This is a genomic window from Streptomyces sp. ATCC 21386 (genome assembly GCF_018728545.1).
Taxonomy (GTDB): domain Bacteria; phylum Actinomycetota; class Actinomycetes; order Streptomycetales; family Streptomycetaceae; genus Streptomyces.
In genome coordinates, this window is the sequence record NZ_JAAVVL010000001.1 from 5,610,308 (window position 1) to 5,630,230 (window position 19,923).

The window sequence follows — 19,923 nt, forward strand, 5'->3', positions numbered from 1 at the left end:
GGCCGTCGCGTCGTGCGGGTGAAGGCAGGCGACCATCCGGACGTCGACCGCGTGGCGTGCCGTCGGCCGTGGCGCGCGTGGTGTGCCCTGACGGTCTCGGGACGACCTACGCGTGAAGGAGACAGACGGCATGTTCGGACAGTCACAGGCGTTCAGCGGCTTCGCGGTGGACGACCTCGGCGAGGCCCGCCGGTTCTACGGCGAGACCCTCGGGCTGCGGGTGGAGGAGTCCGGGCAGGGGGACATGCGGATGCTGACCCTCACACTCGGCAGCGGCGCGCGGGTCTTCGTCTACCCGAAGGAGACGCACACCCCCGCGACGTTCACGCTGCTCAACTTCCCCGTGGACGACATCGAGGCCGCCGTCGACGAACTGGGGCGGCGCGGCGTGACGTTCGAGCGCTATCCCGAGTTCGACCACGACGACAAGGGCATCGTCCGGACCGGCGACGGCGGCCCCGCGGCGATCGCCTGGTTCACCGACCCCGCCGGGAACGTCCTCTCCGTCCTCCAGGAGAACTGACGACGGCTCCGGTCGGGGCGGGTCTGTGCTTCCCGGCGGGCCCGCGTGCCGTGTCCACGGCACGCGGGCCCGCCGCCGTTCAGACCAGGTCGAACCGGTCGAGGTTCATCACCTTGTCCCACGCGGCCACGAAGTCACGCACGAACTTGTGCCCCGCGTCCCGCGCCGCGTAGACCTCCGACACGGCTCGGAGCTGGGAGTGCGACCCGAAGACCAGGTCGACCGCGGTGGCGGTCCACTTGAGCTCGCCCGTGGCGCTGTCCCGGCCCTCGAACACGTTCTCGTCCGAGGCCGAGGCCTTCCACTCCGTGCCCATGTCCAGCAGGTTGACGAAGAAGTCGTTGGTCAGTGCCTCCGGCCGGTCCGTGAAGGCCCCGTGCCGGGAGCCCCCGAAGCCGGTGTCGAGCATCCGCATACCGCCGACGAGCACCGTCATCTCGGGAGCCGTGAGCGTGAGCAGGTTTGCGCGGTCCAGCAGCAGGGTCTCCGGCGACAGCTTCTCTCCCGCCCGGAGGTAGTTCCGGAAGCCGTCGGCCCGGGGTTCGAGCACGGCGAACGGCTCCACGTCGGTCTGTTCCTGCGAGGCGTCCGTGCGCCCCGGTGCGAACGGGACGGTGATGTCGTGACCGGCGTTCCTCGCGGCCTGCTCGACGGCCGCGCAGCCGCCGAGGACGATCAGGTCCGCGAGCGAGATCCTGGTGCCGTCGGACCGTGAGCCGGCGAAGTCCTCGCGGACCCGCTCCAGCCGTTGCAGCGTCTCGGCCACCTCGGGCAGTCGGTTGACCTCCCAGTCCCGTTGCGGCGCGAGCCGGATCCGCGCTCCGTTGGCCCCGCCCCGCTTGTCGGTGCCGCGGAAGCTCGCCGCGGACGCCCAGGCGGTGGTGACGAGCTGGGAGAGGGACAGTCCCGAGGCGAGGATCGTGCTCTTCAGAGCGGCGATGTCCGCGTCCGCGACCAGTGCGTGGTCGACCTCGGGGACGGGGTCCTGCCACAGCTGCGGTTCGGGGACCCACGGGCCGAGGTAGCGCGTCGCGGGCCCCATGTCACGGTGCAGCAGCTTGTACCACGCCCTGGCGAAGGCGTCGGCGAGCCTGTCCGGGTTCTCGTGGAAGCCCTTCGCGATCGGGCCGTAGACCGGATCAAGCCGCAGCGCGAGGTCCGTCGTCAGCATCATGGGGGCGTGACTCCTCGACGGATCATGGGCGTCGGGGACCGTGCCCCGGGCCGCGGGATCCGTGGGTGTCCACTGCTTGGCGCCGGCCGGGCTCGTCGTCAGCTCCCATTCGTAGCCGAACAGGTTGTCCAGGTACCCGTTGTCCCACCGGGTCGGCGCGGAGGTCCAGGCGCCTTCGAGTCCACTGGTGAGCGCGTCGGCGCCCTTGCCGCTGCCGTACCGGTTGTGCCAGCCGAGTCCCTGCTGCTCGACGGGTGCCGCCTCGGGCTCGGGGCCGATGTGCTCGGGATCGACAGCGCCATGACACTTGCCGAACGTGTGGCCGCCGACGATGAGCGCGACCGTCTCCTCGTCGTTCATCGCCATGCGCCCGAACGTCTCGCGAATGTCCCGGGCGGCGGCCAGCGGATCCGGATTGCCGTTCGGCCCCTCCGGATTGACGTAGATCAAGCCCATCTGCACGGCGCCGAAGGGAGCGGCGAGTTCCCGGTCGCCGCTGTAGCGCTCGTCCCCGAGCCAGATGTCCTCGGGTCCCCAGAAAATCTCCTCGGGTTCCCAGATGTCCTCTCGCCCGAATCCGAATCCGAACGTCTTGAATCCCATCGATTCCATGGCACAGTTACCGGCGAAAACCAGAAGGTCGGCCCAGGAGATTTTCTGTCCGTACTTCTGCTTCACCGGCCACAACAGTCGGCGCGCCTTGTCGAGACTCGCGTTGTCCGGCCAGCTGTTGAGGGGAGCGAAGCGCTGGGCGCCGCTGCCGCCGCCGCCCCGGCCGTCGGCGATCCGGTACGTGCCCGCCGCGTGCCAGCTCATCCGGATGAAGAGCGGCCCGTAGTGGCCGTAGTCGGCGGGCCACCAGTCCTGCGAGGCCGTCATCACGTCGAAGACGTCCCGCTTCAGCGCGTCGACGTCGAGGGTCGCGAACTCGGCCGCGTAGTCGAAGTCCTCGTCCAGGGGGTTCGAGCGGGGCGAGTGCTGGTGGAGGACTTGAAGGTCCAGCTGATTCGGCCACCAGTCCCGGTTCGTCCTGGGCCGAGTCGGCGTGGGGGTGGGGGAGGCGATTGCCGGGTTTTCGCTTTCGCTGCCGGACACGTCGTCCTTCTTTCTGTCTCGGTGTTTCCGCGCGCCATGCCGAGGAATGTGATGTCGGCGTCCGTATGGTCGCGCACCGCAGACGGCACCGCCACGAAACACGCAGGGCGCACTCGCCTGACAAACGTGCGACGAATTCCCCCGTTTTCGCGCACGCTCGCGAGAAGGTCGTGCCGTGATCCGAGTCAGCTCCTGACCGGAGTTCCTGTCTTCTCGCGCACCTCCTCGAAGGTGACACCGGGGGCGAGTTCGACGAGCCGGCACCCCTCGTCCGTGATGTCCAGCACGGCGAGGTCGGTGATGATCCGCTGGACCACTCCCTGCCCGGTGAGCGGCAGGGTGCACTCCGCGACGATCTTGTGGGCGCCGTCCTTGGCGACGTGCTCCATGAGGACGATCACCCGCTTGGCGCCGTGGACCAGGTCCATCGCGCCGCCCATGCCCTTGACCATCTTGCCGGGCACCATCCAGTTGGCCAGGTCGCCCGAGGCGGAGACCTGCATGCCCCCGAGCACGGCGGTGTCGATGTGGCCGCCGCGAATCATCCCGAAGCTCTGGGCGGAATCGAAGAACGACGCCCCCGCGCCAACCGTGACGGTCTCCTTGCCGGCGTTGATCAGGTCGGCGTCGACCTCGGTCTCGGCCGGGTACGGGCCCGTCCCGAGGATGCCGTTCTCGCTGTGCAGCGTGACCCGGACGCCCTCCGGGAGGAAGTTCGGGATGAGCGTCGGCAGGCCGATGCCGAGGTTGACGTACTCGCCGTCACGAAGCTCGCGTGCGGCGCGCGCCGCCATCTCCGGCCGGGTCCAGCCGGTCCGCTGCCCGCTCATGCCGCGCCCTCCCGGACGGTCCGCTTCTCGATGTGCTTGGTCTGCGGGCCGGTGTGGACGATCCGCTGGACGTAGATGCCGGGCAGGTGCACCTCGGCGGGGTCGATCGCGCCGGGCTCCACGAGTTCCTCGACCTGGGCGACGCACGTCCCTCCCGCCATCGCGGCGAGCGGGTTGAAGTTCATCGTCGCCTTGTTGAAGACGAGGTTGCCGTCGGTGTCGCCGAGCCTCGCGTGGACGAGCGAGAAGTCGGCCACGATGCCCTCCTCCAGGACGTACCGGCGGCCACGGAACTCGCGGACCTCCTTGGGAGGGGAGGCGACCAGGACGTCCCCCGCCCGGCCGTACCTCCAGGGCAGACCGCCCCGGGCGACCGGCGTACCCACGCCCGCCGGGGTGTAGAACGCGGGGATGCCGCAGCCGCCCGCCCGCAGCCGTTCGGCCAGCGTGCCCTGCGGGGTGAGTTCCACCTCCAGTTCTCCGGCGAGGTACTGGCGGGCGAACTCCTTGTTCTCCCCGACGTAGGACGCCGTGACCCGGCGGATCCGGCCGAGGTCGAGGAGGATGCCGAGTCCGATGCCGTCCACGCCGCAGTTGTTGGAGAAGACCTCCAGGTCGTCGGCCCCCTGCTCGGCCAGTGCCTGGATCAGCCGGTCCGGTATCCCGGAGAGCCCGAACCCGCCCACGGCCAGCGAGCTGCCCGAGGAGATGTCGGCGACCGCCTCGGCGGCCGACGCGACGGTCTTGCCCATCACGCCTCCCGTCGCTTGCCGGCGGTGATCCGGCCGCGGGCCTCACCGAAGCCGATCCGGGTCCCGTCGGCGCCCGGCGCCGTGGCGGTGAGGACGACCTCGTCGCCGTCCTCCAGGAACGTGCGCGGTCGGCCGTTGACCGTGACGGGCTCCTTGCCGCCCCAGGTCAGCTCGATGAAGGCACCCCGCTGCTCCTTCTCCGGGCCCGATACCGTGCCGGACGCGAACAGGTCACCGGTGCGCGAGGGAGCGCCGTTGACGGTCTGGTGCGCCAGCATCTGGGCGGGCGACCAGTACATCGCGGAGTACGGCGGCCGGGAGACGACCTGACCGTTCCAGGCGACCGTCAGGTCGACGTCCAGGCCCCACGGCCGGGCCATCCGCAGATACGGCAGTACGGCCGGCTCCTGCGGCGGGACCGGGACCCGGGCGGCGTCCAGGGCCGGCAGCGGCACCACCCAGGGCGAGATCGTCGAGGCGAACGACTTGCCCAGGTTGGGGCCGAGGGGGACGTACTCCCAGGCCTGGATGTCGCGCGCGGACCAGTCGTTGAAGAGCACCACCCCGAAGATGTGCCGCTCGGCGTCCTCGGCGGCGATGGAATCGCCCATGGCGCTGCCGGTCCCGACGACGAAGCCGAGCTCGGCCTCGATGTCGAGTCGCGTCGAGGGCCCGAAGACGGGCGCCGGGTCCTGGGGACCTTTGCGCTGCCCGGAGGGCCGGACGATGTCGGTGCCCGAGACGACGACGGACCCCGCCCGGCCGTGGTACCCGACGGGCAGGTGTTTCCAGTTCGGCAGCAGCGGGTCCGGGTTGTCGGGCCGGAAGAGCCGACCCAGATTCGCGGCGTGGTGCTCGGAGGCGTAGAAGTCGACGTAGTCGGCGACCTCGAACGGCAGGTGCAGGGTGACCGTGCCCAGGTCGTGGACCGCCTCCTCGGGGACGGCACCACGGAGCCGCTCGGTGATCCCGGCCCGGACCTCGACCCAGCGGTCGTGGCCCTGCGCCATGAAGGCGTTGAGGCTCGGCCGGGCGAAGACGTCGTCGTCGAGCAGCACGGCCAGATCGATGACGTGGTCGCCGTAGCGGGTCGCCACGCGCGGTGCCCGGCCGGGCACCGAGTAGACGCCGTACGGCAGGTTGGTCAGGCCGAACAGCGAGTCGGCCGGGACGGTCGACAGGGTCGTGCCGGTCATGGGGACACCTCGGTCAGGTCGGCGACGGTCGTGGCGGGCAGCAGCCCCAACCCGGCCGTCTCGAGGGCGGGTTCGGCTACGGAGCAGGTGCCGAACGAGCGGAACAGGTCACGGACCTGGGGCGACAGGACGCGCACCCGCTCGGCGACCCGGCCGCCGTCGCGGTCGGCCAGCAGCTCGACCAGCGTCGCCTCCTCGGCGCCCCGCAGAGCGGCGTCGGTCGCCAGGAGCAGGTTGAGGAACCCGTGCTGCTCGAATCCGGTCTCCGGGTCGGTGTTGCGCAGCGCGTGGTGCAGCCCCGCGGTCGCCTTGAACGCCACCCCGGCCCGCGCCGCGGCCAGGACGGCAGCCGCGAGTTCGCGCTCGTCGGGGTAGAGGTCGGCGCGTACGCCTCCGGTCCGGAACTTGGCCAGGCAGGGCGTGCCGGCGAGGGCGGCGAGCAGTGCCTCGCGCCGGGCGTCGCGCGGCACCTCGACGTAGACGGTGGGAGTCGTGTCGTCGTCGATCGCCTCGGTCAGGGCGGGAACGACCCGGTCGGCGGCTACTCCGTCCGGGACGGCGACCTCCAGCCCGACCAGCCGGACGGCCGGGATCCGGTGCGCGGCGGCGAGCGCCTCGCGGACACCCGGCAGGGGCACGGTCACCGACAGGTCGAACGACCCCGCGGCGAGTTCCCGGGTCGGCTCGGCGAGCCTGTCGATGTCCTTGGCGGCCAGCACGAACGCCCCGACCAGTCCCGCGTGGGCGCCACGGGTGTGCGCCACGTGGGCGGGCACGGCCTCCTCGACGGGCAGGCCGCCGGGCGGGAAGACCGCCGCGTCGTCGAACAGACCGGCGAGCACCGGGGGGATCCCCGGTGCCGGCGAGGCGCTCATCGGTTCTGCTCCCAGGAGTAGACGTAGGTCCCGTCGTCCGTCGCGCGGGCGGCCTCACCGAGCTGAAGGGGACGGAAGGTGTCGACCATGACGGCGAGCTCGTCGAAGAACTCCGCCCCGATCGACCGTTCCGTCGCGCCCGGCTGGGGGCCGTGGGGATGGCCGCCGGGATGCAGGGAGATCGAGCCCTGTCCGATCCCGGAGCCCTTGCGGGCCTCGTAGTCCCCGCCGCAGTAGAACATCACCTCGTCGGAGTCGACGTTGGAGTGGTAGTACGGCACCGGGACGGACAGCGGGTGGTAGTCCACCTTGCGCGGTACGAAGTTGCAGATCACGAAGTTGTGGCCCTCGAAGACCTGGTGGGCCGGCGGCGGTTGGTGAACCCGTCCGGTGAGGGGCTCGAAGTCACGGATGTTGAACACGTACGGGTAGAGACAGCCGTCCCAGCCGACGACGTCGAAGGGGTGGTTCGGCAGCGTGTGGACGGTCCCCACGACTCCGCCCGGCCCCCGGTGCTTGATGTACACCTCGACGTTCTCGCCCTCGACGGACTTCGGGCCGTCCGGGAGACGGAAGTCCCGCTCGCAGTAGGGCGCGTGTTCGAGGAGCTGGCCGTGCTTGGACAGATAACGCCGGGCCGGTCCCAGGTGCGAGTTGGCCTCGATCACGTAGATCCGTACGACCCCGTCCGGGACGATCCGGTACGTCGTCGCCCGCGGGACGATCACATAGTCCCCGTCGCCGACCTCCAGGTCACCGAAGACCGTCTCCACGCGTGCGCGCCCGTCCTCGACGTAGAGGCACTCGTCGCCGATCGCGTTGCGGTAGTACGGGCTGACCGTGTCGGCCACGACGTACGCCAGCCGCACGTCCTCGTTGCCCAGCAGCAGTCTGCGGCCGGTCACCGCGTCGACGGCGGGTCCGCCGTCGGTGAACAGCTTGTGCGTGGAGAGATGGCGGGGCACCAGGGGGTGGTTGGGGGTCAGGGACTGGTCGCCGAGGTCCCACACCCGGAACTCCCGCACTGCCGACGGGATGTGCCGGTGGTAGAGCAGCGAGGAGTCCGAGGAGAACCCCTCCTCGCCCATCAGCTCCTCGTAGTAGAGGTTCCCGTCCGGGTCCCGGTGCTGGGTGTGACGCTTCGGCGGAACCGCGCCCGCCCGGTGGTAGTACGGCACGTCTCTCTCCCTTGCGCGCTCAGCGCACATTTTTGTGCGTTGGAAGCGACGAGCCGACGTTAGGTCTGGGGTGACGGCCCAGTCAAGGTGCCGCTCGGAGCCTGGGCACCGCTCGTCCGACTGGCGTGCCCTAACGTGGCGCCCGAACAAGCGCTGTCGGTTTTCTCGGAGGTGTTGATGGCCACCCTGCAAGGTCTGGACCGTGGGCTTCGGGCTCTGGAGCTGGTCTCCCTGACGTCCGAGGGTCTGACCGTGGCGGACCTGGCGGCGCGGCTGGAGATCGACCGGGCCATCGCGTACCGGATCGTGCGGACGCTGGAGGAGCACGGCCTGGTCTCCCGGCAGGGCAAGCGGGTGCGGCTCGGGGCAGGTGCGGCGACGCTGGCGGGACGGTTCCAGCATCAGCTGGTCCTGGCGGCCCAGCCCGTGCTGCAGCAACTCGCCGACGTCACCGGGACCTCCGCCTTCCTGACGGTGGCGCACGGCGCGCGGGAATGCGTTCCGGTCGCGGGTGCGCAGCCGACCGTCCAGCACGGTCCCGTCCAGGTGGGCTACCGCATCGGCGTGCGGCATCCGCTGGAGAGGGGGGCGAACGGTGTCGCCATCCTCGCGCTCCAGCCGCCTGCGCCGGGCGAGCCCGAGGAGGTCGCGCTGGCCCGGGAGCAGGGCTACAGCGTCACCTCGGGGCAGCTTCAGCAGGGTGCCACCGGGATCGCGGCGGGCTTCGAGGTCGCGGGTGCGGCGGGTGCCTCGGTCGGGGTCGTGGCCATGCACGCGTTCGACATCGAACCGGTCGCCGCATGGGTGAAGGAGGCGGCCTCCCGGCTGGCGTCACTCGGCAACGCCTGAGTCCCGCACCCTCTCTCGACTGGGCAGATTGTATAGGTGAAGCCCGGAGCGGGGAGGCAAACTGAGCAGCTTGAGCAGCCGGAAAGGTGACTCTTGTGCAGGCACGAGGGGTGGGTGTGTTCTACCGCCACGCGCCGGAAGCAGGCACACCGAAAGGGATGACGCATGAGCATCGAACAGACCCTCACGAGCCAGGAGCGGTTGGCGGAGCTCGACCTCCAGCAGCTCAAGCAGCTGGTCGGGCTCGTGGAGTACGACGCACAGGGCGACCCCTTCCCGGTGACCGGATGGGACGCGGTGGTCTGGGCGGTGGGCAACGCCACGCAGGCGGCGTCGTTCTTCCAGACGGTCTTCGGGATGGAGCTGGTCGCCTACTCCGGCCCGGAGACCGGCAACCGCGACCACCACGCGTTCGTGCTCCGCTCCGGAGCGATCCGGTTCGTGCTCAAGGGCGGTGTCGACCCGGACAGCCCCCTGCTGGACCACCACCGCCGCCACGGTGACGGCGTGATCGACATCGCGCTCGAAGTGCCCGACGTCGACAAGTGCGTCGAGCACGCCCGCGCGCAGGGCGCGACCGTGCTGGAGGAGCCGCACGACAGCACCGACGAGCACGGCACCGTCCGTACGGCGGCCATCGCCACCTACGGCGAGACCCGCCACACCCTGGTGGACCGCTCCCGCTACACCGGTCCCTACCTGCCCGGATACGTGGCCCGGACCTCGGGCTACGTGAAGCCCGACAACGAGCCCAAGCGCATTTTCCAGGCACTCGACCACGTGGTGGGCAACGTCGAACTCGGGCACATGGACGAGTGGGTCGACTTCTACAACCGCGTCATGGGCTTCACCAACATGGCCGAGTTCATCGGCGACGACATCGCCACCGAGTACTCGGCGCTGATGAGCAAGGTCGTCGCCAGCGGCAACCACCGGGTGAAGTTCCCGCTCAACGAGCCGGCGATCGCGAAGAAGCGCTCGCAGATCGACGAGTACCTCGACTTCTACCGGGGCCCGGGCGCCCAGCACCTCGCCCTCGCCACCAACGACATCCTCAGGACCGTCGACGTACTGCGGGCCAAGGGCATCGAGTTCCTCGCCACGCCGGAGAGCTACTACACCGACCCGGAACTGCGCGCCCGGATCGGCAAGGTCCGCGTGCCCATCGAGGAACTCGCCTCGCGCGGCATCCTCGTCGATCGTGACGAGGACGGCTACCTGCTGCAGATCTTCACCAAGCCGATCGGTGACCGGCCCACCGTGTTCTTCGAGTTCATCGAACGCCACGGCTCGCTGGGCTTCGGCAAGGGCAACTTCCAGGCCCTGTTCGAGGCGATCGAACGTGAGCAGGAGAAGCGCGGCAACTTCTAGCGACCGGGATCCCCGGAGCACCACCACAGGCCACCGCCGAGCCCGGCGGTGGCCTGGCCCGCTCACCCATCGACAGGAACATTTGGTGACCTGTCACCTATGTTTACACTTTGTTCATGGGAGAGACAGTGCGATGGCTGACGCCAGAGGAGCAGCGCGCGTGGCGCGGCTTCGTCCGCTTGCACGAGCGGCTCGGCGGGCGCCTGGCACGCACGCTGCAGTCGGAGTCCCAGGTGTCGGCCGCGGACTTCGCGGTGCTCGTCCATCTGACGGACTCACCGGACGGGCGGCAGCGGTACCAGGACCTGGCGCGGGCACTGGAGTGGGAGAAGAGCCGGATGTCCCACCACATCGCCCGGATGGCCGGCCGGGGCATGGTGGTGCGGAAGGAGTGCGCCGAGGACGGGCGCGGGGCGTACGTGGTCATCACGGACGCCGGCCGGGCGGCCATCGAAGCAGCCGCCCCACGTCATGTCGAGGCGGTACGTGAGCTGTTCATGGACCATGTGACGCCGGCCGAGCTGCGGGTCCTGGCCGAGATCTCCGAGCGCGTCATCCGCAAGCTGGACGAAGACCAGGTCTGACGCGGCGACACCGGCCGCCCCGGGCGGGGGAGCTGTGGCACCGGCTCGGCGGATCGCCCCCTGCGTGGTCACATGGCTCGTCAATCACATGGCCGCGGGAGTTCGGCGGGGCGCTTCCACGGGATGTCTGCTCATGACGGACACACGATTGAAAGCGCCGATGGTGATGGCCACCCAGATGACTGCCGAGATCTGGTCCTCGGTGAGCACCCGGCGGGCGGTCTCGTACGCCGCCTCCTGGGCGGCGGAGTCGGTGACGTCGGTCGTCGCCTCCGCCAGTGCCAGCGCCGCCCGCTCCGAGGGGGTGAACAGACCGGTGTCCCGCCAAGCCGTCAGGACCGCCAGTCGCTGCGCCGACTCGCCCGCGCGCAGCGCCCTCCGGGTGTGCAGGTCGAGGCAGAAGGCGCAGCCGTTCAACTGCGACACGCGGAGGTTGATCAGCTCCACGGTCGTACGGTCGACGCCCGCCTCCGTGGCGGTCGCGCTCACCGCCTCCGATGCCTTCACCATGGCCTGGAAGGCCTGTGGGCTCTGTTTGTCGACGAAGATCCTGCGTGGTGCGGATCCGTCGATGTGCTCACTCACTTCGCGCCTCCCCGGGGTGGGGCCGGGGCCGCGCGCCGACGCGCGCGGTAGCCGTCGGCCCGCTCTCGTGACATGCTAGTTGATGTGACAACTAGAGCATTTGGGAGGGGTGCCCGGTGAGCAACGCGGAAGTGGCCCCCGCGGCACTGGCATGCGGCTCGGCCGCTGACGGCGACCGCTCGGCCGGTGAGCCCCGGGTCGAGGTGTTGTCGGCGCGGGACGTACCCCTGGGCGGGCCGCGCGCCCTGCTGGTGCGCCGGACGCTGCCGCAGCGCGCCCGAACGCTGATCGGGGCCTGGTGCTTCGCCGATCACTACGGCCCTGCCGACGCCGGCGCGACGGGCATGGACGTACCCCCACATCCGCACACCGGTCTGCAGACGGTGAGCTGGCTGTTCAGCGGCGAGATCGAACACCGCGACACCCTCGGCACGCATGCCCTGGTCCGGCCCGGTGAGCTGAACCTCATGACCGGCGGGCACGGCATCGCCCACTCCGAGGTCTCCACCCCGGACACCGAGATCCTGCACGGAGTCCAGCTGTGGGTGGCGTTGCCCGAGGAGCACCGCAACGCCCCTCGCGACTTCCAGCACCACGCGCCCGCCCCCGTACGGATCGACGGGGCCGAGCTCAAGGTCTTCCTCGGCTCGCTCGCCGGCAGTACGTCTCCGGTGCGGACCTTCACGCCGCTGCTCGGCGCCGAGATCACACTCGAACCACGCGTGACGGTCACCCTCTCGGTGGACCCCGCCTTCGAGCACGGGCTCCTCGTGGACAGCGGGGACGTCCACCTGATCGGCACCGCGCTGCGCCCCGCCGAACTCGGTTACGTCCCCAGCGGCGCGGACACCCTGACCCTCGTCAACGACTCGGACGCCCCCGCACGCACGATTCTGCTCGGCGGCCCCCCTTTCGAGGAGGAGATCGTCATGTGGTGGAACTTCATCGGCCGCAGCCACGAGGACGTCGTCCGGGCCCGGGAGGAGTGGCAGGCGGGCTCCGACCGCTTCGGCGAGGTCGAGGGCCGTCCAGGACTCCGGCTTCCGGCACCCGCCCTGCCGAACGCCGTCATCGCGCCGCGTGGAAATCCCCGGCGCCGCTGACTGCGCCGACCGGTGACGGAGCTCGTCCGGGGTCAGGAGATCGATACCAGCTCAGAGCAGCGCAGTCGGCCGCCGCGCGCGTCCACGAGGTGGATGACACCCGGTAGTCGGCGGCGAACAGGCAGAAGTGCGACCGGCGCGTGGCGGGTGGCGGCCGACGCGGGCGGAATAACCGGGCGTGAGGGCTTGCTGCAAGGGCGTCCCCGGCACTCGCCGGCGGTCACGAAGCGTCCGTCGTACCGCTCGAGCATCGGTCGGCCGCGATCCGGACCGTAGGGAGAAGAAGTGTCCGGGAGAGGGAGGAAGGGAACCATGACCGACGACTTCAACGCCTACCCGGCCACCGGCGGGGTGGCGCCGGACCGCTGGGCCAGTGCGCTGCACCTGTTCGACAACGGCGTCGGAGTGCCGCACGAGGAGACCACGGCCGAGCGGTGGGAGCGGGCCCAACTGCTGTTCGACGCACGCGATTACATCGGGGCCGCGAAGCTGCTCGCCGACGTGGTCGAGGAGGTTCCCGAGCAGACCGGCCCCCGTCTGCTGCTGGCCCGCGCCTACTACCACTCCGCGCAACTGCGGCGGGCGGAGGACCAGTTGCGGGTGATCGTCGAGCGCGATCCGGTGGAGCACTACGCCCACCTGATGCTCGGACGCACCCTGCAGCGCCAGGGACGCCGGGGCGAGGCGGAGCCCTGGCTGCGGATGGCCGGCGCGTTCGCGGGCGAGTTCCCCGACGGCGAGTGAGCGGCGCGGGAGGGACCACTGAGGGGCGGACACCGGGCAACCGGTGGCCGCCCCTCACCTGTGTGGCGCGCCCTGGCCTGACCCACGGGCCGCCCATGACCGGTCAGTAGACGTCGGTCCGTGCGTACGTCTGCGAGCTGCCGTACCGCACCCTGAGGCCGGTCCGGACCGACATCGTGAGGCACGGCGATCTTGGCTTCCGAGAACTTGGACATACGGATGTCTCCTTCGGTGTGCCAGCTTGAGGCCGCTGGTCACGAGCACCGCGAGGATGGGCGATGTCGCGGACGCGTGCGGGGCGTCGGAGCGGTGGACGACGAGGGGAGGCGCGCAGAACGTTGGCGAGGAGCGGTACGACCGGGGTGGGACTCTCGTCCGAACCGGCCCAGGGTTGATTTTGCGCCCCGTTGTGACGTGTACCTGTCCAAACTGCGGGCGGGGTGGCACTCTGCGTTGCGCGAGTTCGTCCTCGTCCCCACCGCACAAGGAGTACGCGTGAGAGACATACGCCGCTCGTCCCGCCCCTCCCGCTCCCCGCGCAGGTCCCGCCCCGTCTTCGCGGCACTGCTCGGTGCCGCCGCGCTGCTCGGCACCGGTGTCTTCGCTTCGCCGGCCGGGGCGGCCACGGCCACGGCCGACCCCGCCTCGTTCTGGACCGCCGAACGGATGCGCCAGGCCACGCCGTTGGACCTGCCGACCGTGGACCGGACCCAGGTGAAGGCCCCCTCCCTCGCCAAGGGCAAGGAGAAGACGGTCGCCCCGACCCTCCCGGGCGCCCTGAACGAGGTCGGAGTGCGGGCCTTCCCCAACGGCGGTGGTGCCTGGAGCGGGGGCGGGGCCGTGGTGTCCACGGCCGGACGGGTGTTCTTCACCTACCAGGGGCGCACGGCCTCGTGTTCCGGCAACGCCGTCACCAGCACCAACAAGAGCACCGTCATCACCGCCGGGCACTGCGTGAAGCTGGAGGGCGCCTGGCACACCAACTGGGTCTTCGTGCCCGGCTACCACGACGGGCAGGCGCCGTACGGCAGGTGGAGTGCGACGAAGACGCTGGCCACCCCGCAGTGGACCGCGAGCGAGGACATCAACTACGACATCGGCGCGGCCGTCGTCGCCCCGCTGGACGGGAAGCTGCTGACGGACGTCGTCGGCGGACAGGGGCTGGCCTTCAACACCGGCTACAACCGGGCGATGTACGCCTTCGGCTTCCCCGCCGCCTCCCCGTACGACGGGGAGAAGTTCATCTACTGCAGCGGCACCACCAACCGTGACTTCCTGCTCTCCAACGACCACGGCATGAACTGCAACATGACCGGCGGCTCCAGCGGAGGCCCCTGGTTCACCCAGTTCAACGAGGCCACGGGCACCGGCCTGCTGTCGTCGGTGAACAGCTTCAAGTACAACTTCCTGCCCAACCGCATGTACGGGCCGTACTTCGGCACCGACGCGCAGAACCTCTACCAGACCGCCCAGTCCTCCTGACCCGGGGTCGGGCCACCGGGAAGCCGGCCTGAAACTACCGGGAAGCCGGTCTGAGGCTGAAAGATGACGTGCTTGCGCGGCACCCGCAACCGCGCAAGCACGGCGGACCGTGTTCGAAACGCTCCTGGGCCCTGGGTCCTGGACTTATGGCCCTGGGCTTATGGCTCAGGGCTTCTGACTCCCGGCCAATGGCTCAGAGGTCGTCTTCTCCTGCAACTTCCTCTCGCGCGCATCCTCGCCATCCGGTCCCGCGGGCAATCCCGGCTCCCGGCAGAATCGCTGCTCGCCGCCCGCCCCTGCAAATCAACTCCGTCCGATTCATTGACATCTCGCTCAGAAGTCCTAGCTTTGGGAGCGCTCCCATAACAGCCTTGCAACTGGAAGGAGTCCCCCCACATGCGCAACAGTCGTCCGTTGACCGGGCGTTCGCAGGCGTCCCTCCGCCGGTCTCTCCAGGCGCTCGTCATGCTGTTCGCCGTGACCGTCGGCGCCCTCGCCTGGTCGACCCCCGCCCAGGCTCACGGCACCGTCGTCGGCCCCGCCACCCGCGCGTACCAGTGCTGGAAGACGTGGGGCAACAACCACACGAACCCGGCCATGCAGACCCAGGATCCCATGTGTTGGCAGGCCTTCCAGGCCAACTCCGACACCATGTGGAACTGGATGAGCGCGCTCCGCGACGGCCTCGGAGGCCAGTTCCAGGCACGGACCCCCGACGGGACGCTCTGCAGCAACAACCTTTCGAGGAACGCCAGCCTGGACAAGCCCGGAGCGTGGAAGACCACCACCATCGGCAACAACTTCTCGGTCCAGCTGTACGACCAGGCGTCCCACGGTGCCGACTACTTCAAGGTCTACGTGAGCAAGCAGGGCTTCAACCCCAAGACCCAGACCCTGGGCTGGGGCAACCTCGACTTCATCACGCAGACCGGCCGCTTCGCCCCGGCACAGAACATCACGTTCCCCGTCCGGACCTCCGGCTACACCGGACACCACATCGTGTTCGTGATCTGGCAGGCCTCGCACCTCGACCAGGCCTACATGTGGTGCAGTGACGTGAACTTCGGATGAGCCGTAACGCTCTGCACGCGGGACCGGTTTCTGCCGGGCGCCGGTAACCCACCGCCCGGCCGACCGTGCCCCGTCGGGGCAGGGGCCCCCTTGTGGTCACCCTGCCCCGACGGCTTCGTGTTCCGGCCCTCCTGCTGACGTACGAGCTCCCACGACAGACATACGAGTGGGCGGGCGCGGGCGGCAGCTGATCGATTCGATCGTCACGGGGGCAGCCGCGGCAGCATCTCGGTCCACTCAGGGTCCACTCAGATGGAGAGGACACTTATCTTCAGAGCTGAGGACGAGGGAGGGCGGGCCGGTGGGCACCTACGTGTCGATCAGAGGATGGCTGCAGTGCGACGAGAGACAACTCGCCGCCGTGCGGGAGATCATCGCCGGGCACGGCGACGACCGCTACACCAACGGATGGGGCGCTCCCCGTCGGCACATGAACTGGACCCACTACATCTTCTACGGGGCAGACATCCGTGACTCGGCGCTGGACTGGTTCGGCGACCAGGTCAGGGAGATCGCTCGGGTACCCGCCTCCGACGCGGACGGAGATCTCGTCCAGGGACTGTTCCTGGTCAGCCACGAGGTCGAGGGGGCGACCGAATGGCAGGTCCGCGGCGGCCAACTCTTCATCGCACCGGCCGACATCAGACACCGGTACCTCGACGAATAGTCCCCGCACGGAGGTGCACGCGCGCAGGCTGCGGCCCGGGGCCGCCGATCCCCGGGCATGCCTGCGGCGGCCCACGACACCTCTGCGCCGCTTGCCGCTCCACCGAATGCCAGTCGGGGGGTGGCGTCGTCGAGCAGAAAGCGGCGGGCTGGGGTCGACCCGTCGACGAACTGCTCAGGGGCGCCGGTGTGTACGTAGGTGTGTCAGCGAAGCCGGCGTACGCGCAGCACGAGGTCGTCCGTGTGGTGTGCGCCGGCGCCGCCGTCAGGAGCGAGGCGGGGGCGTTGCTCGTCGACCTCCACTTCCCAGTCGTCGTCGAGGAGTTCGGTGACCATCGAGGGCCAGACGTAGTCGGCCGGATCGAAGCCGCTCTCGTGCGCCTGACGGGTCTCCATGCCGGCGTGGTGGACGAGGAGCAGTACGCCGCCGGGTGCGACGGCGGCGAGGAAAGCTCGCTCGGCGGCGGCATCGGGGGTGCGCAGGAGGGCCGGGTACTGCGCCGAGACGAGGTCGAAGGAGGCCGGCGCGAGTGAGGCCCGGGTGAGCTCGGCGTGTATCCAGTGGATGGTGAGGCCGGCGTCACGGGCGTGTCCGGCCGCGCGTTCCAGGGCCACGCCCGAGACTTCGAGCGCGGTGACGTCCCAGCCGCGACGGGCGAGCCAGAGGGCATCGGCGCCCTCGCCGCAGCCGACGTCCAGGACGCGTCCGGGTGTGAGCGAGGCGGTCTCGGCCACGAGCGCTCCGTTGGGCTGCCCGCTCCACAGCTGTTGCCGGTCGGCGTAGCGGCTGTCCCACTCCGCTCGTACCGCCGGATCGCCGGTGTATTCGCCTGCGGGCGACGGGGCGTCGAACAGGCTTGGTCCTGCTGCGGTGTTGTCGGTCATGTGCCCCACGGTCGCTCAACCGTCGCCGGCCGACAAATGCTGTTGCCGGTTCGGCAAAAGGGGGGGACGGCCAGTAGGGCGGGAGAGCGGCCGTACCTTGAGTGCCGTGACCCTCCCCGTCGCGGCGGGCATCGACGTCGTGCTGTCCAACACCCGCGGCCCGGAGCCCCTGGCCGATCTTGTGGGTCCTGTCCTCCTGCTGCCCGGATGCGGGTATTGACGATTTTCAGCCGTGGACTGTTGCTGTGGCCGATTTAGGTGCATGGTGTGGGTGCGGGAACCGAGCCACCCCCGGGTGAGGTTCCCTCTGCCGGGTCCTGCCGTCGGCGACGGCAGGACCCGCCGCGCCTCCCGGCTCCCCACGGGAGGCATGCGGTTGCCCGCGCTCTGGTCCGGAGGCTCCCTGGCGCGGGCACAATCGCTCGAAGGTACGTCCCTCAGGCCCGGCTCACTGTCCAGAGCCAGGAGGGCTCTTCCCGAACGGCGTTGCGCCACCGGTGACCGGCATGGATGCTGGCTCGTCGGAGGTATGGCAGATGATCGACGTGGTGTTGCAGCTGTCGGTGCGTGACTTGGTGCACGCGGACCTGGCGTCGTGCGGGTGGGCGGGGTCCGACCACCACCTGGCCGACGTCGCCGAACAGTTGGAACGTGTCCGGACCGGCGAGGTCGACTACCTCGCGGTCTGCCCGGCGACGGACATCCCCGTCGCGAAGGGCGGTGTCGACTACCAGGTCAAGGAAGGGGTCGGCACCCTGTGGCAGCTGGCGGTCCACCCCGCGTTGCGGTCGTGCGGGATCGGTGCGTTCCTCATCGCAGCCGGTGAACGGCGGATCAGGGACCGCGGTCTGCGGCGGGCCGAGCTCGGTGTGGAGGAAAGCAACCCCCGGGCTCGCGCGCTGTACGAAAGGCTGGGTTACATCGCGTACGACCGCCGGCCGGACTCGTGGATCGAGCAAGCCCCTGATGGGTCGTTGCGCCTCTACGAGACGACCTGCACGCTGATGCGGAAGGACCTCACGTAGGTTGCGGCGTCGGCGTCGGCGTCGGCGTCGGCGTCGACGTCGACGTCGGCTTCGGTGGCGGAGTCGGCTTCGGTGGTGGCGGCGTCGGCGTCGGCTTCGGTGGCGGAACGGCGGGCGGCCGCCACCGGAGGTCTTTCCACGGACGGCGTCACCTCGGTCCACCTGCGAGGGCCGATCCGTTCCGCTTCGTTCCGGCGCCCCTTGTTGGACATCTGCCCAGTGTGACAGGGTGGTTCAACTCAGTACGATCCGTGACCGGGCCTATCGGATTGGACGGGTCGTGGCGTTGCCCGCTACCCCCACAAGGCGGTCGAGAAGGAAAGCCCCCTGTGTCATTCGCTCATCCGCTTCCCCCCAACTCGGCCCCCGACCCCGAGTCCGCCCCAGGGATGTCCGACGACGCACTCGTCGCCGCGCTGAGAATGTCCCGCACCATCGAGGGCACGACGCCCGTCGCCGCGCTGATCGCACGACATGGGCCGGCGGTCTCCGACTACGCGGAGATCTGCGCCTCGGGTTCCCCCGCCCTCTCGCGGGCGATCGCCTCCGCCGCGTTCCGCCAGGTGGTGCGGGAGCTCCAGAGGGCCGGGTCCACCAGCGCCCTGCGCCCTCGCCTTCTCGTCACCGTGCGGGAGGCCGCGCGTGCGCGCTCGCAGACGGGCTCCGTTCCCGGGGCGTCGTTCGACCAGGCAGGGACCGCCGACAGCGACAGGTCACCTCATCCGGTCGCCGAGAACCGGCTCCTGAGCCGCACCGCCTTTTTCCGGCTGCCGAGGACCACGCAGTACGTCCTGTGGCACATGGACGTGGAAGCCGAACCGTCGGCCGTTCCCGCGGCCCTGCTCGGCATCGAAGGGGACATACCGCCCTTCGAGTTGGACCGGGCGCGGGAGCAATGGAGATCGGCGCTGCTGCGCACGCATGTCGAGAACTCGGCCGGGAGAGAGTGCCGGGACTACAGTCGCCTCCTCGACGCACCCTCCCGCAGTGCCGGCTCCACGCTGCCCGAGGTGCAGATGCACCTGGACCAGTGTTCTTACTGCCGACACACAGCCGAGCAGCTGAGACTCTGCGCCGGTGAACCGGGCGTTCTCCTGGCGGAAGCGCTCCTCGGCGAAAGCGCGCACGCCTACCTGACCGCGTGCCGGGGACGCCCTGCGCGGACGGCGCCCGTCGCCCCGGGCACCGCCGGAGCCGGCACCTCTCCGTCGGACAAGGGGCGCACGACACCGAGGGCGACGAGGAAGAGAAGGCCTCGCGCCGGCCGTCGAGGCCCGAAGCTCGTCATCGCCGGGATCGCCGCCGGGGCGGCAGCCGTCGCGGCGGTCCTCATCGTGACCGGAACCTCGTCCGACGAAGCCGCACCCACCCCGGGGGAGCAGGTGCCCACGCCCACGCCCACGCCGTCCTCCTCGCCGCCCGCGGCCGCCACCGGCCTCCCCGTCTCCCCGGAGAGCGGCAGACTGCGCAACGCCGGCGCCGACCTGTGCATGGACGTACCCGGATCGCCGCCCGAGCGGGGCGCGGAGGTCACTCTGTCCCCCTGCTCGACCTCCAGTACACAGCGGTGGACCTATCTCCGGAGCGGGCTCCTGCGCAACGTGGCCGAACCGGATCTGTGCCTCGACGCCGGAGGGGACGACGAGGTGCTGGACCTGGAGCGCTGCGACTCCTCGGGCGACGTCTCGTTCGGTCTCCGCTTCGAGTTGAGTCCCGAAGGGCAACTCTTCACACGGGACGAGGGGAACCTCGTGATCGCCCCGGCCTCGCCCGAGGCCGGCACCATTCTGGTGCCGAGCCCTCGGAACGGGGAGGCGGAACAGCGATGGCTGGTCGAGCCGCTCTCTTGAGCGACCACGCCTCCCGTGCCCGTACTTGTCGTCGGCGCACGCACCGGGTGCGGGCCGTGGCTCGATATTCGAGTGAACGTACGGG

Annotated in this window: 20 protein-coding genes; 11 read left to right on the plus strand and 9 right to left on the minus strand. The window is 70.1% G+C overall.

All coding sequences use genetic code 11. From position 1 onward, the window contains the following. The first annotated feature begins 130 nt into the window (after positions 1-130). Positions 131-523 (plus strand): VOC family protein, encoded by a 393-nt coding sequence (locus GWK25_RS23970; protein WP_215452845.1) that lies wholly within the window; start codon positions 131-133, stop codon positions 521-523. A 79-nt stretch (positions 524-602) separates the two neighbouring features. Here the strand turns inward: GWK25_RS23970 and katG are convergent, their stop codons facing one another. From katG to GWK25_RS24000, 6 genes are all read right to left on the minus strand, one after another. Then, the gene (gene katG / locus GWK25_RS23975) at positions 603-2,792 is read right to left on the minus strand and encodes a catalase/peroxidase HPI (RefSeq protein ID WP_215452847.1); all 2,190 of its coding nucleotides are present in this window, start codon (positions 2,790-2,792) and stop codon (positions 603-605) included. 185 nt (positions 2,793-2,977) lie between these two features. Next, positions 2,978-3,622: a CoA transferase subunit B gene (locus GWK25_RS23980; protein WP_215452849.1), complete on the minus strand. Its 645-nt coding sequence runs from the start codon at positions 3,620-3,622 to the stop codon at positions 2,978-2,980. Further along, positions 3,619-4,374, minus strand: a complete 756-nt coding sequence (locus GWK25_RS23985; RefSeq protein ID WP_215452851.1) for a CoA transferase subunit A — start codon at positions 4,372-4,374, stop codon at positions 3,619-3,621. Before GWK25_RS23985 ends, GWK25_RS23980 begins: the two co-directional genes overlap by 4 nt. After that, positions 4,374-5,570: a fumarylacetoacetase gene (fahA, locus tag GWK25_RS23990; protein ID WP_215452852.1), complete on the minus strand. Its 1,197-nt coding sequence runs from the start codon at positions 5,568-5,570 to the stop codon at positions 4,374-4,376. Before fahA ends, GWK25_RS23985 begins: the two co-directional genes overlap by 1 nt. Further along, positions 5,567-6,445 (minus strand): hypothetical protein, encoded by an 879-nt coding sequence (locus GWK25_RS23995; RefSeq protein ID WP_215452854.1) that lies wholly within the window; start codon positions 6,443-6,445, stop codon positions 5,567-5,569. Before GWK25_RS23995 ends, fahA begins: the two co-directional genes overlap by 4 nt. Further along, positions 6,442-7,623: a homogentisate 1,2-dioxygenase gene (locus GWK25_RS24000; RefSeq protein WP_215452856.1), complete on the minus strand. Its 1,182-nt coding sequence runs from the start codon at positions 7,621-7,623 to the stop codon at positions 6,442-6,444. The genes GWK25_RS23995 and GWK25_RS24000 overlap by 4 nt, the downstream gene beginning before the upstream one ends. Positions 7,624-7,800: 177 nt before the next feature. On the opposite strand from GWK25_RS24000, the gene GWK25_RS24005 reads away from it, so the two are divergent. The 3 genes from GWK25_RS24005 to GWK25_RS24015 all read left to right on the plus strand — a co-directional run bounded on the left by GWK25_RS24005 (position 7,801) and on the right by GWK25_RS24015 (position 10,427). Further along, a complete protein-coding gene (locus tag GWK25_RS24005) occupies positions 7,801-8,472 on the plus strand; it encodes an IclR family transcriptional regulator (protein ID WP_215452858.1) in 672 nt (223 codons plus the stop codon). 165 nt (positions 8,473-8,637) lie between these two features. Next, positions 8,638-9,843 carry a 4-hydroxyphenylpyruvate dioxygenase gene (hppD, locus tag GWK25_RS24010; RefSeq protein WP_251829008.1) on the plus strand — a complete coding sequence of 402 codons (1,206 nt, stop codon included), beginning with the start codon at positions 8,638-8,640 and terminating at the stop codon, positions 9,841-9,843. Positions 9,844-9,959: 116 nt separating this feature from the next. Then, a complete protein-coding gene (locus GWK25_RS24015) occupies positions 9,960-10,427 on the plus strand; it encodes a MarR family winged helix-turn-helix transcriptional regulator (protein WP_215452860.1) in 468 nt (155 codons plus the stop codon). An 84-nt stretch (positions 10,428-10,511) separates the two neighbouring features. Here the strand turns inward: GWK25_RS24015 and GWK25_RS24020 are convergent, their stop codons facing one another. Next, positions 10,512-11,012, minus strand: coding sequence for a carboxymuconolactone decarboxylase family protein (locus GWK25_RS24020; RefSeq protein WP_308404299.1), 501 nt, complete (start codon positions 11,010-11,012; stop codon positions 10,512-10,514). A gap of 116 nt (positions 11,013-11,128) precedes the next feature. Here GWK25_RS24020 and GWK25_RS24025 point away from each other — a divergent pair, with 116 nt between their 5' ends. From GWK25_RS24025 to GWK25_RS24045, 5 genes are all read left to right on the plus strand, one after another. Continuing rightward, the gene (locus tag GWK25_RS24025) at positions 11,129-12,115 is read left to right on the plus strand and encodes a pirin family protein (RefSeq protein ID WP_215452862.1); all 987 of its coding nucleotides are present in this window, start codon (positions 11,129-11,131) and stop codon (positions 12,113-12,115) included. 312 nt (positions 12,116-12,427) lie between these two features. After that, positions 12,428-12,859 carry a M48 family metallopeptidase gene (locus tag GWK25_RS24030; protein ID WP_215452863.1) on the plus strand — a complete coding sequence of 144 codons (432 nt, stop codon included), beginning with the start codon at positions 12,428-12,430 and terminating at the stop codon, positions 12,857-12,859. 495 nt (positions 12,860-13,354) lie between these two features. Next, positions 13,355-14,341: a peptidase gene (locus GWK25_RS24035; RefSeq protein ID WP_215452864.1), complete on the plus strand. Its 987-nt coding sequence runs from the start codon at positions 13,355-13,357 to the stop codon at positions 14,339-14,341. A 465-nt stretch (positions 14,342-14,806) separates the two neighbouring features. Further along, complete coding sequence (locus GWK25_RS24040; RefSeq protein ID WP_215457541.1) at positions 14,807-15,412, plus strand: lytic polysaccharide monooxygenase; 606 nt, start codon at positions 14,807-14,809, stop codon at positions 15,410-15,412. Between the two features lie 301 nt (positions 15,413-15,713). Further along, positions 15,714-16,079 carry a hypothetical protein gene (locus GWK25_RS24045; RefSeq protein ID WP_215452865.1) on the plus strand — a complete coding sequence of 122 codons (366 nt, stop codon included), beginning with the start codon at positions 15,714-15,716 and terminating at the stop codon, positions 16,077-16,079. Between the two features lie 203 nt (positions 16,080-16,282). Here the strand turns inward: GWK25_RS24045 and GWK25_RS24050 are convergent, their stop codons facing one another. Further along, a complete protein-coding gene (locus GWK25_RS24050) occupies positions 16,283-16,963 on the minus strand; it encodes a bifunctional 2-polyprenyl-6-hydroxyphenol methylase/3-demethylubiquinol 3-O-methyltransferase UbiG (protein WP_215452866.1) in 681 nt (226 codons plus the stop codon). Positions 16,964-17,499: 536 nt separating this feature from the next. Between GWK25_RS24050 and GWK25_RS24055 the strand changes: the two genes are divergently transcribed. Continuing rightward, entirely contained in the window at positions 17,500-17,988 is a 489-nt protein-coding gene (locus GWK25_RS24055; protein WP_215452867.1) for an N-acetyltransferase, read from the plus strand. On the opposite strand, the gene GWK25_RS24060 is transcribed toward GWK25_RS24055, so the two are convergent. Beyond that, positions 17,946-18,200, minus strand: coding sequence for a hypothetical protein (locus tag GWK25_RS24060; RefSeq protein WP_215452869.1), 255 nt, complete (start codon positions 18,198-18,200; stop codon positions 17,946-17,948). The two genes, GWK25_RS24055 and GWK25_RS24060, sit on opposite strands and share 43 nt — an antisense overlap. 177 nt (positions 18,201-18,377) lie before the next feature. Between GWK25_RS24060 and GWK25_RS24065 the strand changes: the two genes are divergently transcribed. Next, positions 18,378-19,838: an RICIN domain-containing protein gene (locus tag GWK25_RS24065; protein ID WP_215452871.1), complete on the plus strand. Its 1,461-nt coding sequence runs from the start codon at positions 18,378-18,380 to the stop codon at positions 19,836-19,838. Positions 19,839-19,923: the final 85 nt, after the last annotated feature.